The sequence below is a fragment of the Mycolicibacterium aichiense genome, assembly GCF_010726245.1.
GTDB classification, from domain to species: Bacteria; Actinomycetota; Actinomycetes; order Mycobacteriales; family Mycobacteriaceae; genus Mycobacterium; species Mycobacterium aichiense.
In genome coordinates this window covers 2,196,976-2,211,136 of the sequence record NZ_AP022561.1, presented here as the reverse complement: position 1 = coordinate 2,211,136, position 14,161 = coordinate 2,196,976, and the positions used below count along the sequence as shown (strand labels likewise).

General features: G+C 65.9%; 15 protein-coding genes. 9 read left to right on the top strand and 6 right to left on the bottom strand.

Features of this window, described 5'->3' with window-relative positions; translation table 11 throughout:
• Positions 1-4: 4 nt before the first annotated feature.
• Entirely contained in the window at positions 5-463 is a 459-nt protein-coding gene (locus G6N32_RS10665) for an SRPBCC family protein (protein WP_115319573.1), read from the bottom strand.
• An 81-nt stretch (positions 464-544) separates the two neighbouring features.
• On the opposite strand from G6N32_RS10665, the gene G6N32_RS10660 reads away from it, so the two are divergent.
• Entirely contained in the window at positions 545-1,279 is a 735-nt protein-coding gene (locus G6N32_RS10660) for a Clp protease N-terminal domain-containing protein (RefSeq protein WP_115319572.1), read from the top strand.
• A gap of 55 nt (positions 1,280-1,334) precedes the next feature.
• Here G6N32_RS10660 and G6N32_RS10655 read toward each other — a convergent pair whose 3' ends face one another.
• Positions 1,335-2,945: a GAF domain-containing sensor histidine kinase gene (locus G6N32_RS10655; protein WP_115321069.1), complete on the bottom strand. Its 1,611-nt coding sequence runs from the start codon at positions 2,943-2,945 to the stop codon at positions 1,335-1,337.
• A gap of 465 nt (positions 2,946-3,410) precedes the next feature.
• Here G6N32_RS10655 and G6N32_RS10650 point away from each other — a divergent pair, with 465 nt between their 5' ends.
• Positions 3,411-4,055 (top strand): SRPBCC family protein, encoded by a 645-nt coding sequence (locus G6N32_RS10650; RefSeq protein WP_115319571.1) that lies wholly within the window; start codon positions 3,411-3,413, stop codon positions 4,053-4,055.
• 28 nt (positions 4,056-4,083) lie between these two features.
• Here G6N32_RS10650 and G6N32_RS10645 read toward each other — a convergent pair whose 3' ends face one another.
• From G6N32_RS10645 to G6N32_RS10635, 3 genes are all read right to left on the bottom strand, one after another.
• Positions 4,084-4,365, bottom strand: coding sequence for a hypothetical protein (locus tag G6N32_RS10645; protein ID WP_115319570.1), 282 nt, complete (start codon positions 4,363-4,365; stop codon positions 4,084-4,086).
• 110 nt (positions 4,366-4,475) lie between these two features.
• On the bottom strand, positions 4,476-4,871 hold the full coding sequence (locus tag G6N32_RS10640; protein ID WP_115319569.1) for a PNPOx family protein: 396 nt from the start codon (positions 4,869-4,871) through the stop codon (positions 4,476-4,478).
• A 21-nt stretch (positions 4,872-4,892) separates the two neighbouring features.
• Positions 4,893-6,263, bottom strand: coding sequence for a WS/DGAT/MGAT family O-acyltransferase (locus G6N32_RS10635; protein ID WP_115319568.1), 1,371 nt, complete (start codon positions 6,261-6,263; stop codon positions 4,893-4,895).
• A 109-nt stretch (positions 6,264-6,372) separates the two neighbouring features.
• Here G6N32_RS10635 and G6N32_RS10630 point away from each other — a divergent pair, with 109 nt between their 5' ends.
• From G6N32_RS10630 to G6N32_RS10600, 7 genes are all read left to right on the top strand, one after another.
• Entirely contained in the window at positions 6,373-7,479 is a 1,107-nt protein-coding gene (locus G6N32_RS10630; RefSeq protein ID WP_115319567.1) for a 3-oxoacyl-ACP synthase III family protein, read from the top strand.
• Positions 7,463-8,338 carry a 3-oxoacyl-[acyl-carrier-protein] synthase III C-terminal domain-containing protein gene (locus G6N32_RS10625; protein WP_115319566.1) on the top strand — a complete coding sequence of 292 codons (876 nt, stop codon included), beginning with the start codon at positions 7,463-7,465 and terminating at the stop codon, positions 8,336-8,338. Before G6N32_RS10630 ends, G6N32_RS10625 begins: the two co-directional genes overlap by 17 nt.
• Positions 8,339-8,578: 240 nt before the next feature.
• Entirely contained in the window at positions 8,579-9,673 is a 1,095-nt protein-coding gene (locus G6N32_RS10620) for a 4Fe-4S dicluster domain-containing protein (protein WP_163789217.1), read from the top strand.
• The gene (locus G6N32_RS10615; protein ID WP_232077599.1) at positions 9,660-10,520 is read left to right on the top strand and encodes an FAD/NAD(P)-binding protein; all 861 of its coding nucleotides are present in this window, start codon (positions 9,660-9,662) and stop codon (positions 10,518-10,520) included. Before G6N32_RS10620 ends, G6N32_RS10615 begins: the two co-directional genes overlap by 14 nt.
• A complete protein-coding gene (locus G6N32_RS10610; RefSeq protein ID WP_115319564.1) occupies positions 10,520-11,281 on the top strand; it encodes an NADH-quinone oxidoreductase subunit B family protein in 762 nt (253 codons plus the stop codon). Before G6N32_RS10615 ends, G6N32_RS10610 begins: the two co-directional genes overlap by 1 nt.
• Positions 11,278-12,570: a Ni/Fe hydrogenase subunit alpha gene (locus G6N32_RS10605; protein ID WP_115319563.1), complete on the top strand. Its 1,293-nt coding sequence runs from the start codon at positions 11,278-11,280 to the stop codon at positions 12,568-12,570. The genes G6N32_RS10610 and G6N32_RS10605 overlap by 4 nt, the downstream gene beginning before the upstream one ends.
• Positions 12,567-13,022, top strand: a complete 456-nt coding sequence (locus G6N32_RS10600; protein ID WP_115319562.1) for a hydrogenase maturation protease — start codon at positions 12,567-12,569, stop codon at positions 13,020-13,022. Before G6N32_RS10605 ends, G6N32_RS10600 begins: the two co-directional genes overlap by 4 nt.
• On the opposite strand, the gene G6N32_RS10595 is transcribed toward G6N32_RS10600, so the two are convergent.
• The gene (locus G6N32_RS10595; RefSeq protein ID WP_115319561.1) at positions 13,013-14,128 is read right to left on the bottom strand and encodes an Rv2629 family ribosome hibernation factor; all 1,116 of its coding nucleotides are present in this window, start codon (positions 14,126-14,128) and stop codon (positions 13,013-13,015) included. The genes G6N32_RS10600 and G6N32_RS10595 overlap by 10 nt on opposite strands.
• Positions 14,129-14,161 lie beyond the last annotated feature (33 nt).

The window sequence follows — 14,161 nt, the reverse complement described above, 5'->3', positions numbered from 1 at the left end:
GGGGCTAGTTCTGGTCGAATTCGGCAGGCTCGCGATCCGCCGCGAGGTGCGCAAGCCGCCAGGTGGATTCGCGGTTGCGGGGCCAGAACCCGGCGAGCTGTAACCGGTCCGGCACGAATCTCATCGGCCCCTCGACTGCCACCTCTGCCATCTCAAGTCGGCAGCCGCCCTCGATATCGCTGAGCCGCAGTGTGATTCGCGCTGCCCCGGCAGGACCGAGCCGGGCCAGCAGTACCAGTTCCTCCTGTGGCGTGCAGCGCAGCACCACAGTCTCGTCGTCGATGACCGCAGGCCACACGCCGATCGAGTGCAGGATCCGGGTGCCCGGCGCCGGCCAGTCGGCGTCAACCGCCCGCATCCGGCTGTTACCGACCACCCATTGCGAGTAGGTCCACCCGTCGGCCAGTACTTCCCAGACTCGTTCCCGTGGCGCGTCGATGTCACGCGTAACGCTCGTTGGCATGCTGGGCGAGTACCCGCTCCACCGGAGGCAAACCGTCAACTCACGGTTGACGAAGGAGAATCGTCAACCTACGGTTGACGCATGGAAGAACCGCCTCGCATCGCCTACCCGATCCGGCTCGACGACCTCATCGACGGCATCAAGAAGGTCCACACCGACGCCCTTGATCAGCTTGCCGACGCGGTGCTGACCGCGGAGGCCCTCGGTGACCTGGCCGACCACCTGATCGGGCATTTCGTCGATCAGGCCCGCCGGTCGGGCGCCTCATGGACCGACATCGGCAAAAGCATGGGGGTCACCAAACAGGCGGCACAGAAGCGCTTCGTGCCCAAGATGACCAATCTCGACGCCGCCGATCTGGACCCCGCCCAGGGCTTCGCCCGGTTCACCCCGCGGGCCCGCGGTGCCGTCGTCGCCGCCCAGAACGCGGCGCACGGGTCCGGCAATGCCGAGATCACCCAGGACCACCTGCTGCTGGGCTTGCTCACCGATCCGGCCGCGCTGGCCACTCCCCTGTTGCGCGCCCAGCAGATCACCCCGGAAGCCGTGCGCGCGGCCGTCACGCTACCGCCGCAGGTGGCCGAGGTACCGGCATTGATCCCGTTCGACGCCGGTGCCCGCAAGGCCTTGGAACTGACCTTCCGCGAAGCACTTCGCCTGGGCCACAACTACATCGGCACCGAACACATGCTCCTCGCGCTGGCCGATGCCGAGGAGGACGGCGGCACACTGCACCGGCTCGGCTTCGACAGGGGCCGCGCCGAAGCCGACATCGCCGAGATGCTCGCCGCGATCGCGCCAACCAAAGAGTCCTGAGCGCCGCCTTCGATACACTGAAATCGATTGTCCTGCACAATAACTGGACGATCGATCATTCCGCGGTGAGCGGAGCTTTCCACACCAGCTTTGTGCCACCGGCATCCCCCTCGGACACGGTGAAAACCCCGCCTGCCGACTCCGCACGGCGGGCGAGGTTACGCAGGCCGCTGCTGCGCCGGTTGTCCGCGGGGATCCCGCAGCCGTTGTCGGTGACCACGATGGTCAGGTCGTCACCGACGGCGACGCTCACCGAGATCTCCTCCGCGCCGGAGTGCCGGACCGCGTTGCTCAGGGCTTCGGTGACCACCGCTTCGGCGTGGGCGGCGAGATCGGGGCTGACGATGCTCAGTGGGCCACTGAGGTTCAGCGTGGCGGCGACGTCGCGATTGTTCGTCAGCTGCTCGAAGACGTTGTGGATGTGGGCGGCCAGGCCTCCTGTCGAATCGACAGGATGCTGGAGATTGAAGATGGTCGAGCGGATCTCGGTGATGACCGCCTGCAGTTCGTCGACCGAGCGCGAGAGGCGTTGCGTCAACTCTGGGTCCCTGACCCGAGCGATGACGCCCTGGAGATCCAGCCCGACGGCGAATACCCGCTGAATCACCTGGTCGTGGAGGTCGTGCGCGATGCGCTCCCGGTCGGTCAGCAGGGCGAGCTCGGCTGTATACCGCCGCGCGCGAGCAATCGTCAGGGCGATAGCTGCGTGGCCGGCGAAATCCCGCACCAGGTCTAGATCTTTGGCGCCGAACCGTGGAGCGTTGACGTTGCGGGCGACCACGAGCACCCCGAGGCTGTGGCCGTCGGCCCACAACGGCACGACGATCGCCGGGCGCTCACCGATGTCGGTGAACGACTGGATCGGCTTGCGGAACGTCTCGGTGATCACCGGCTCGCCGGAGCGGAAGACCGAGCCGCTGGTCGATCCGTCGACCGCCACCCGCTGGCCGAGAACATCGTCTGCGTATCGACCGACCGCCGCTGAGACCACGAGCGTGTCCACCTCGTCGTCAGGCTGGTCCGCATCGTCGGGAAAGAGCACGATGGCCTGCTCGGCCTCGGTGAGTTCGCACGCCCGCGCAGCGATGAGCTGCAACGGCCGAAGGAAAGGCTGCCCATCGGACAGCACGGCAGCTGTGATCTCCCGACTTGCGCTCGTCCACAACGCCGCAATGCGGGTCGCGTCGAACAGCTGGGCGTTGTCGATGGCGACCGCAGCCACCGACGCCAGCGCACGCCCGGTGACCTCGTCCGACTCGCTGAACGTGCGCCCGGGGCGGTCGTCTGCGACGTACAGACTGCCGAACGCCTTGTCATCGCGAATTCGGATCGGAATCCCCAGGAAAGCGCGCATCGGGGGGTGCCCGTCCGGGAACCCCGCCGAGGCCGAGTGTTGGGTCAGATCATCGAGCCGTAACAGATCCGTTCGTTCCCGCAGCGCCCCGAGGAGTCCCTTGCCCACCGGGAGGTGGCCGATCCGATCAACGGTGCGCTCGTCCATCCCGTCGTGGACGAACGAGGTCAACAAGCCGTCGGGACCCCACACGCCGATGGCCCCGTAGCGGGCCCCGGTCAGGGTCAGCGCGGCACTGATGATTCGGTGCAGGGTCGGCTCCAGCTCGAGGTCAGAGCTGATCTCGATCGCCAGCTGCAGCAGCAGCCCCATCTGGTCGCGGTCGGCGGCCAGCTCGTCGAGCTGGTCGTGGATGCGGCGAACGTCCCCGGAGCGCTCCCGACCGAACTGCGCCCCGGGTCTACCTTCGCTGATCAAACCCGTTCCCTGCGCTTCCCGACTGCATCCCCCGCATTGTGACAGTCCGATCTTGCTCGTGAAAGGGTGACCGCCCACCACTTTCAGCAAAATGCCTGCACCGGCGTCGACGGCGGCCCAGGGCGTGATCGTTGCTGAAAGGGTCTGAGCAACGCCGAGCCGTCGGGGCCGATGCGATCGATCGCGATCGTCGATCGGCGATCCTGTTGCGCGACAGGCGATCTGATCATTCTCGAGCCTGGGCCGGCCCGGCACGAGAGCCTGAAGTCCCAGGTGGCCAGGCCGTTCGTCGATGCCCACACGACATATCGGGGTCCACCGGCCCTACCCCGCTGGGACTCCACGCCCCAGAGTTGAACCATGACAGCGATGGCTCGACTGGGCGCGACTGCCGCAATACTCCTCGCGGCCAGACAGTTCTTCCGAAACTGGGGCACCACGAAAGCCGAGTGCGCGATGCCGCTACCCGGCGACAGGCTGATCGGTCAACCCGCCGTGGTGACCACCGAAGGAATCACGATCAGCAGGCCGCCGGAGGCCGTGTGGCCGTGGCTTGTCCAGATCGGTCAGGATCGGGCAGGTCTGTACGCATACGAAAAACTGCACGCGTTGACCGGGCTGGACTACCACGACGCCGATCGGATCCACCCCGAATGGCAACACCTCGCCCAGGGAGACACCGTTCGTCTCGCGCCCCGAGGATGGCTCGGCTTCGACGACGGCATCGTGATGACGGTCGTCGAGATCGAGGAGGGTCGGTCGATCGTCTTGAGGACGGGAGGCGGCGACAGCTTCTGGGACGCCGTGTGGTCGCTGAACCTCGCGCGGCATGGCGACGACGGCACCCGGCTGCTCATCCGCACCCGGGTCCCGTTGCGACAGCCGGGAGCCGTGGTGGGCGCCGAACTCATCGCGCCGGCAAAAGCCTTCGTGACGCGGGCCATCCTGCGCGGGGTCAAACATCGCGCGGAGAGCCAGCCCGCCCCGCGCCAGGACGCACCGTGACACCCTGACGATCGGCCCGCAGCGTCCGTCAGTCGTCGGTGTCAGACTTGGTCAGTGCGCGATCTGCCGTGTTGAGCAGACTGCGGTGAAACTTGTACTGGGCAGAAACGAGGTCATCAGCCAAATCCAGTGCAGCTTGCACGATCTTGTCACGCAGGGGCGCAACGGATTCCGGAATCGCATCGTCCACTGCGTCACGGAACTTGCGCAGCGCCTGCCCAGCCGCGTGCTGACCCGCTTTGGCCGACTCGCGCAATTCGTCGGTGAGATCAGGTGCCTCAACGGTGGTCTGCTTGCCGGTTTCGGTCATGGTACGAACTCCTTGCCTAATGGGACTGCAAGACAACACTATTGCGATTGCCAGGAGCCCGTACCGGCCGAAAGTCACCTGCCACGGTGCGATAGTCCACAATCGTTCGCTCACTCCACCGTGACCTGGAGGAAGTCGGCGATGCCGAAGCGATGGAACGTCCGCCGGTGTCGGGCCGACAGCTTCGGTGCGGCCGATGCCGCGTCGATGACTTTCGGCGACCCGACGTCATAGGTCCGGCCGCCGGAGGTGATCGTCGCCCGGCCCGCTGCGAGCACGTTGCGCAGCCAGTCGACGCCGGTGCCGTAGGGCAGCGGAATGATGAATCCGCCCGCCACCGGATCGGCCACCACCGGGGTGACATAGCTCTTCCCCGTGATCCGGCCGGTATGTCGAATGGCACTGGCATACCAGTGTTTACGACCCGCCAGATGCACCATAGCCGGGTTCAGAACGTGCTTGTTGAAGATGCGCACGCCGTCTCGTAGTGAGTGTTGCGGTGTCATTGCGGCCTCCCTGCCCGGGTGCTAGCCGAGAGCTGTGGCCGCGCTGGACAACTGTGCAACCGCCTGCTCGATACCCCTCGCGAGCTCGTCGACGTCCGGAGCAGCATCGTAGTCGGCGATGATGCCGAACACGAGGCTGTCCGCATAGCTGAGAATTGCGATGCCGGTGCGCAATTGGAGCGCGATGGGCGGAATCGGGAGCACACTGAGGACTTCTCGACCCAAGATCTTCTGTCGCTGTCGGGGTCCAGGGACATTCGTGGCGACCGTCACGACTCCGCGTTGCGGCAATCGGGTCAGCGCACGGACCGCCCACGCGGTCACCGGGAAGGGCAGCGAACTGATCGTCGAGACGAAGGCACTGCCGGCCTGGCGCTGACCGCTGCCCTTGGCGCTCGTCAACCGGGCATGGACCTCCCGCAATTGCTCGAGCACATCGTCCTTGTCGACGGGAAGGCACGGAAGCATGAGCGACACCCTGTTGTCGATCACCTCCCGCGCGTCATTGGAGCGCACCGACACCGGCACCAGCGTCCGCAACGAATTCCGGCGTGGCAGTTCACCGCGGCGCACCAGCGCTGACCGGAAACTGTCGGTGATCGCGGTCAGCGCAACATCGTTGACGGTCACACCGAACTTGCGGCAGATCGCCGTCACGTCATCGAGGCTCACCCGCGCGGCGCTGTATCCGCGCATTGAGCGAAGGGGTCCGGCCAGCGAGGACGGGCTGGCCGGGCGTACCAGACCGCCGGTGATCTCGACGACACCCTGAACGGCCAACGTCGCCGCGTTGGTCACCGCGACTGCGGTCTGCCAGACGCTCGATGCCCAATCCAGCGGATTCAGACTGACTCCTGCAATGCGGAACCCGTGGTCTGTCGACTCTTTGGCGGCGCGGATCTCGGTCGCGAACGTCGCGCCTTCCCCGTCGTCACTGAGTCCGGCGAGCAGATGCATGGTCGCGATGCCGTCTGCGATGCAGTGATGAATTTTCATCAGCACCGCCCACCGGCCTTCGGTCAAGCCCTCGATGATCCAGCACTCCCAGAGCGGCCGGTCGCGATCCAGGCGGCGCTCCATCACGTCGGCGACGAACCGGTACAGAGTCTGGTCGTCCCCCGGATGCGGCAGCGCCGCGCGGTGAATGTGATGGGAGAGATCGAAATTGGGATCATCGACCCATTCTGGCGGCTCGAGGTCGAGGACGTGGGTGTGCACGATCTGCCGGAACCGAGGAACCCTGAGAATCCGTTCGGCGACACTGTCTGCCAGTGAAGCAAAGTCCGGCATCGGTCCTTTGATGACCGAGATACCGCCGACCGCCAAGCTCACATGCCGATCTGAATCCTCGGCCTCGAGGAATCCGGCATCCAAGGTGGTCAGTTGTTCCACCACAATCACAATCCGCCCACCACAGCGGACCGGCAAGGGCCCAAGGTCCCGGCCGTCGGTGCCCAATGATCCCTATCAGCTCTCTACAGCACCGGCTCACTATGAATCAATGACGCGCAAGCGGTGGCTGATGATGGAACCGTCGGAAGGCGGTGACGCAGCGCCGTTTCACACCCGGCTGGCAGCCGCAGGCAGACACCTGCCCACCACCCACCTCACGACCGACGAGTTGATGTCGACCACGCGCCATCAGACGCACATCGATCTTGAACGGCTGACCGGGATCCGTGAGCGCCGAGTGTCAGTGGGCGACGAGGACTCCTACACGCTTGCCGCCGCGGCAGCCCTGGATTGCCTGGCCAAGGCGCAGCGGCCGGCCGATTCGATCGACGCCGTCATCAGCTGCAGCATCACCAAGTTTCGCGACGGTCTCACCCAGTGGCTGGAGCCGACCATGAGCAGTGCTGTGGCGGCGCGGATCGGTGCCCCGGCGGCGATGACCTTCGACGTCTCCAATGCCTGCGCGGGAATGCTCACCGGAGTCACCATCGCGAACAACTGGATCAGGCAAGGCATCATCGAGCGGGCATTGGTGGTCAGCGGTGAGTACATCTCGCAGCTCGGCCAGAATGCGGCGCGTCATATCCGCTCCATCATGAGCAAGGAGTTGGCGTGCCTGACGCTCGGCGACGCCGGCGCGGCGCTTCTGCTGGAGCGCGCGCCGGCTGGTTCGGCCGGCATCAGCCTGGCCGGCTTCACCACCGTCGCCGATTACAGTCGACTATGTCTGGCGTATCCGAAGGGACCTGATCCTGGTGGTCGTATGTTCACCGATGCGCGGGGCATCCATCGGGCCGCGATGTCTGACACCCCTCTGTTGTTGCACGAGGTGCTCGACACGAGCGGCATCTCGATACACGACATCGATCACGTCATCACCCATCAGACATCGGCCCGCGCGATCCGTAAGGGGATGGCCAAGATCGCCGACGACTTCGGTGACACTCCTCGCCACGATGCGGTGATCACCGTCGACCGATACGGCAACACCGCATCGACCACCCACACCGTGGCCCTGGTGGAGGAACTCGAAGCGAATCACATTCGCCCCGGCGAGACCATTGCGCTGATCGCCCTGGCATCCGGACTGGAAATCGGCGTGGTCATGCTGACATTGGACGAAGAGATGGTGAATCACTATGGGCACCGTGGTTGAACAGGTCGCGGTGGGCAGGAGCCGGTGGCGTCACCGGCACAGCGCCCTGCACCTCGCGGTGAACACCGCGCAGGATTGCCTGCGGATGGCGGGACGAAAACCGCACGACGTCGACCTTCTGATCAACGCGGGAATCTACCGCGACCGAAATCTGGGCGAACCGGCACTCGCGGCGCTGATCCAGGAGGACGTCGGCGCCAATCCCGAGGATCCGCACACCGGCACGCACGGCACATTTTCCTTCGACGTCGCCAATGGTGCGTGCGGTGTCCTCACCGCCCTGCAGATCGTCGACGGTTTCCTCACCTCGAAGACCATCGACTGCGCCATGGTGGTGGCCAGCGACGCCGATCCCGGCCACGGCATGAGCGAACATTTCCCGTTCTCCCCCGCCGGCGCGGCACTACTGTGCACCCGAACCGACGACTCTGCCGGAATCGAACAGGTGCATTGGGCGAACATCCCCGACGGTGGCGACACCTCCAGCGCCACAGTGGGTCTCATCGACCACAGGAATGTTCTGCGCTTTCGGCACTCCACTTCGCGCGACGAACGCTTCGCCGCTGCTGCTGCGGACGCCGCCGCGCGCTGCCTGCACACGGCCGACTGCACAATCGCCGATGTCGACGCGATCGTCGCCGCACCGGCGTGGCCGGGATACCGCGGGGCGCTGGCCACCATGCTGGGAGTGCCTGCTGCGCAAATCACCGTCGCCGACGACGCGAACATGCACACCGCGTCGCTGGCCGCGGCCCTCGATCGCGCAACCGAAGGCCTCGAGGGCGGCAGTCTTGCCATCCTGATCGCCGCAGGCGCCGGAATCACCGCCGGCGCAGCCCTTTACCGCATCCCCTGGTGAGGGTGGCCCCGGATCACCCCTCGGTCTCCGGGACCGCCCGTGTTTCCACACCCAGGATGGCAGTGCCCTCTCGCGAGCCGCACGGGAATTCGGAGACATTGTGCGTGTTGTCGTCCGCCGATCACTTCTCCGTCACCGTGGTGTCACTCACCGCCGCTGATCGCCGGTAAGGACCTTTGACGCTCATCTGAGGACCCAAGACCATGCGCCCGGCCACCGTCCGGCGCGCACCATTACCCCATGACTAACGCGGTGATCGACGCCGCCGGGTTGACCGAACTCGTAGCCGCGTTGATCGACCGCGGCTACCGGGTGGTGGGCCCGACGGTGTCGGAGAACGCGATCGTGTTGGCCGAACTGGCATCGGCCGACGAGCTACCCGTTGGCTGGGGCGTCGACGTCGCACCCGGTCGTTATCGGCTGCACCGCCGGGACGACGATGCGGCTTTCGGCCATTCGGCCGGTCCGCAGTCATGGAAGCAGTTCCTGCATCCGCAGCGGCAGCAGGTGTGGTCGTCCGACGGCACCCCACCCGAGGATCCGCCACGGTATGCCTTCCTCGGCGTTCGGGCCTGCGATCTCGCGGCCATCGCGCTGCTCAACGGAGTCTTGGGCAAGGGCAGCCACCCGGACGAGGGATTCGTGGGACGGCTCGGACGGATCTTCGTGGTGGCCGTCAACTGCACCGAGCCCGGCGGCCTCTGCTTCTGCGCTTCCATGGGAACCGGGCCGGAGGTGGGGCCGGGCTACGACCTCGCGCTCACCGAACGTGTCGACGACGCAGGCCGCCGCTACCTCGTCGACGTCGGCAGTGACGACGGCGCGGAGGTCCTCGCGGCGCTTTCCCACCGAGACGCCACCCCCGGCGAGATCGATTCGGCCAGAGGCGAAGTCGCAGATGCGGCACACCGCATGGGCCGGCAGATGCCCGGTACAGATCTGCGTGAGCTCCTGATCGCATCTCGCGAGTCCCCACACTGGGACGAGGTCGCCAGCCGGTGTCTGACCTGTGGCAACTGCACGATGGCGTGTCCAACCTGTTTCTGCACCAGCGTCGCGGACACCACCGACCTCACCGGCGAGCATGCCGAACGCTGGATGAGCTGGGCGTCGTGCTTCGAGTTCGACTTCACGTTCGTCCACGAGGGCAGCGTGCGCACAACCGGGGCATCGCGATATCGGCACTGGATCTCGCACAAACTCGGTACCTGGCACGACCAGTTCGGCAGTAGCGGCTGTGTTGGTTGCGGACGTTGCATCGCCTGGTGTCCGACCGGAATCGACATCACCGAAGAGATGCACACCCTGGCCCAGGAGCGCGATGGCGACAACTGACACGGCGGCCTTCCCGGCATCGCCGTCCGCGATGAGCCCGGTTCCCTACCGCGTGCGCCGCCGGGTATCGGAGAACCGCGATTCCTCGACGGTGGAGCTGGAACCGGTCGGCCGCCCGGTGCCCGCGCCGCTGCCCGGTCAATTCATGATGATGTACGCGTTCGGCATCGGCGAGATCGCCATCTCTGTCAGCGGTCTCACCACCGGAACCGACGCCACCATCACCCACACGATCCGGTCGGTGGGCGCGGTGAGCCGCGCCCTGCACGATGTTCAGCCGGGCACGGTGATCGGGATTCGCGGACCGTTCGGCACGGATTGGGGACTGCGGGCCGCGACCGGGCGCGACGTGGTCATCGTCGCAGGCGGCGTCGGTCTGGCGCCCCTGCGCCCCGTCGTGCTCGGCATCCTCGCCGACCGCGACGCCTACGGCACGGTCACCCTGATCGCGGGCGCCCGCTCCCGCGACGACTTCTTGTTCGCCGACGAGCTGCGCAGCTGGGCGGACAACGCCGCCATCGATGTGCATCTGACCGTCGACGTGCCGGTGCAGGGGTGGTCCGGCGAGATCGGGTTCGTCACCCAACCGCTGCGCGGATTGCCGCTGCGAGCCCAGAACACGACCGCATTCCTCTGCGGCCCGGAAGTCATGATGCACAACTGCGCCACCGAGCTGATCCGGAAGGGACTGCCCGCCAGCGCTATCCGCGTCTCGCTCGAGCGCAACATGCAGTGCGGGATCGGCTGGTGCGGCCACTGTCAATTGGGCCCGCTGTTGTTGTGCCGGGACGGACCGGTCGTCGGATATGACGTCGCCGAGCCTCTACTCGCAGTCGAGGAGTTGTAATGAGCGGGCCCCCTTCGCTGGCGGTGTGGAAGTTCGCTTCCTGCGACGGCTGCCAGTTGACGTTGCTGGACTGCGAGGACGAGCTCCTCACCCTCGCCGGGCAGGTGCGCATCGCAACTTTCCTGGAAGCTTCCAGCGAGATCGTTCCAGGGCCCTACGACGTGTCACTCATCGAAGGGTCGATCACCACCGCCGCAGACGAACGACGTATCAGGGAGATTCGCGAGCAGTCGCGGATCCTGGTCACGATCGGCGCGTGCGCCACCGGGGGCGGTATCCAGGCATTGCGCAACTTCGCCGACATCGACGAGTTCGCGTCGGTCGTCTATGCGAAGCCCGAGTACGTCGACACCCTCGCGACTTCCACTCCGGCATCAGCGCACGTGCCGGTCGACTACCAATTGCAGGGCTGTCCGATCGACCGCAATCAGCTCCTCGACACGCTCGCAGCGCTGCTGGTGGGACGTAAACCGCGGTTGCCTGCCAAGACGGTGTGCACCGAATGCAAACTGCGGGGCGTCACCTGTGTCGCAGTGGCCGAGGGAATTCCGTGCCTCGGTCCGGTGACTCATGCCGGTTGCGGCGCATTGTGCCCTGCCCATCATCGCGGCTGCTACGGCTGTTTCGGGCCCGCCGCGACACCCAACACCGCGGCGCTGATCCCGCTGTTGAACCGAGACGGGATGTCGGAAGCAGGCGTGGAGCGTGTCTTTTCGACATTCAATGTCACCCGATTCACCGCCGAACGGAATGACGAATGACATCGCAGACACGCACTCTCTCAGTGGGCGCCTTGACCCGTGTCGAAGGCGAAGGCGCACTGCATGTCACGTTGGTCGACGGTGCCGTGGACACCGTCGAGCTCAACATCTACGAGGCGCCGCGCTTCTTCGAAGCCTTCCTGCGCGGCCGCGCATACACCGAGCCGCCGGACCTCACCGCTCGGGTGTGCGGTATCTGCCCGGTCGCGTATCAGGTGAGCGCGTGCAACGCAATCGAAAACGCCTGCGGAGTAACGATCGACCCCGAACTCGCTGCGCTGCGGCGGCTGATGTACTGCGGCGAATGGATACACAGCCATGCCCTGCACATCTTTCTGCTGCACGCCCCCGATTTCTTGGGCTATCCGGACGCCATCAGCATGGCGAAAGATCATCCCGACCTCGTCAATCGCGGTCTGGCGATCAAGAAGACCGGCAACCGGCTGATGGAACTGGTCGGCGGGCGAGCCATCCATCCCATCAACGTCCGGCTGGGCGGCTTCTATTCGGTGCCCCGCGCACGCGACTTCGAACCCCTGACGGAGATGTTGCGCCGCTCGCTCGACGACGCCCTGGAGACCCTGCAGGCGTTCGCCGGCCTCGAGTTTCCCGAGGTCGAGTTCGACCACGAATTTCTTTCGCTGTCCGACGGTGACCGGTATCCCATCGAGAACGGCGTCATCGCACGCAGTGACGGAACGGCATTCGACGTCGCCGACTTCAGTGCCCACGTCGTCGAGGCGCAGGTCGAGCATTCCACCGCCCTGCAGGCCACGTTGGACGGCAAGCGGTACCTGACCGGTCCGCTGGCGCGCTATTCGCTCAACTCGGGGACGCTTTCCGGTGTCGCCCGAGAAGCCGCAGCCGCCGCAGGGCTGGGTCCGGTGTGCCGAAACCCATTTCGCAGCATCGTGGTTCGCGCCGTCGAGGTGGTCTACGCGATCGAGGAGTCACTACGGATCATCAGCGAGTATGAGCGTCCGCCGAGGCCATTCGTCGACGTTCCGGCCCGCGCGGGTATCGGGCATGGGGTCAGTGAGGCACCGCGGGGGCTGCTCTACCACCGATACGAGATCGGCGGCGACGGACTCGTCCGCGCAGCGACCCTGGTGCCGCCCACCTCGCAGAACCAGGGTGCCATCGAGCACGAAATGGCCGCGTTGGTGGCCGCGAACCTAGCGCTCGACGACGCATCCTTGACGTCGTTGTGCGAGAAATCAATTCGCAACCATGATCCGTGCATCTCATGTTCGGCGCACTTCCTGACACTCGACATCGACCGGAGATGACCGGCAGCGCTCTCGTCATCGGGATCGGCAACGACTTTCGGACCGACGACGGGGTCGGCCTCGCGGTGGCAGCCGAAGTCGCCAGGCGAGGTATGCCGGACGTCGAGGTGATCTCGGCGCTGTCGGATCCCGGGCAGATCCTCGACTCCTGGACCGACGTGCCGCTGGTCGTTGTGGTGGACGCAGCCAGCGGCCCCGATGTCGTCGCCGGACGGATCCGGTACTGGATTCCCGGCGACGACCACCAACCCACCGCGGTGAGCTCGCATTCCCTTGGGCTGCCGGAGATCTACGCTCTGGGGCAGGCGCTCGGCCGAGTGCCTCGGCGGCTGGTGGTGCTGACCGTCGAGATCGAGGACAGCAGTCATGGTGTCGGGCTCTCACCGGCCGTCGCCGACGCTGTGCCGACCGCCGTCGAGGCCGTTCTCGCCGAGGTCGGTCGTCAACCCTGAGTCGCGTGGCGCAGCAAGGCGCCGACGCCGTCAGCCAGTCGCATACTCTCTGGAGCGCAGACGAGGTCGGCGCCGATGGCCATCGCCGCATAGGGCAGCGCCTCGTCGGCGCGCAGGGTCTGTGTCGGCGCGATGCCGAAGTCGGACAGTGTGTCGGGATCGGATCCCAGCAGGGTCAGATCATCGCCGGCGAGCACTGTTTCGTCATGCATCTGTCCGATGATCAAGGTGGCGACCGAACGCTCACGCAATGCCGCGGTCACCGCCGCGAGCCCGGCCACCGCACGACCCGATCCACGCCCGTCTTCGGCTGCGTACTGATCCACGATCCTGTCGCTGTGGATGCTGCGCCTGTTGTTCAATTCATGCGCGACGGCCACGCGAACGGCGGAGTCCACCCCGGTCGGGCGAGATCCGACTCCGGGTTGGACGACCCGTTCGGCAACCCGATGTGGCAGCTCGGACACCAGTTCGGCCCGAACGCGCTCCTGGCCGATGAGAACGATGAAGTCCAGCGGATGACCGTCCATCTCCCCGGTGAGCCGGTCGGCGACCGCGCGAAGGTTCTTACGCACCGCCTCCTCGACCCGATGTTGCGAATCTCCCCACGCGTTCAAGCCCGCCGACGCCGCCTTGTGGACCGGAAACCCCTCACCCACGACAGTCTCCGAAAAGCTCGACTTTCCTTGGTAGCGAGTGAGATCGGCGCCGGCCTGATCGACGGCCACGACCAGATACGGTCCTGAGACCGATCCGTTCTCGACGAGCGGAACGACGTAGGGAAGCTCCGAGGCCCGAATCACCGGCGTCACGGGCGGCACGATCAGATGCTCATCGACCGCCACCCCGTCCAGACTGACGATCAATGCCCGCCCACTCCGATGCTCAGTGGCCGGCCGCTGATTCATCGCTCGCGTGACCGACGCGATGAGCGGGTGCGGCGCACCCTGTTGCTCCAACTCACGCGCGACGTCCCGCTGGAGCACCGCGAGACGTTCTGCCGCGTCCTGGGTGTCATGGGAGTCGTCGTAGTACACCGAGGCAACGGGACCGTGGATGGCAAGAAGTGTATGTGCCAGCGGTGAATACGTGGCTGCGCTCGTCATCGGTGATCTCCTTCCGATCTGCGACCCACGATG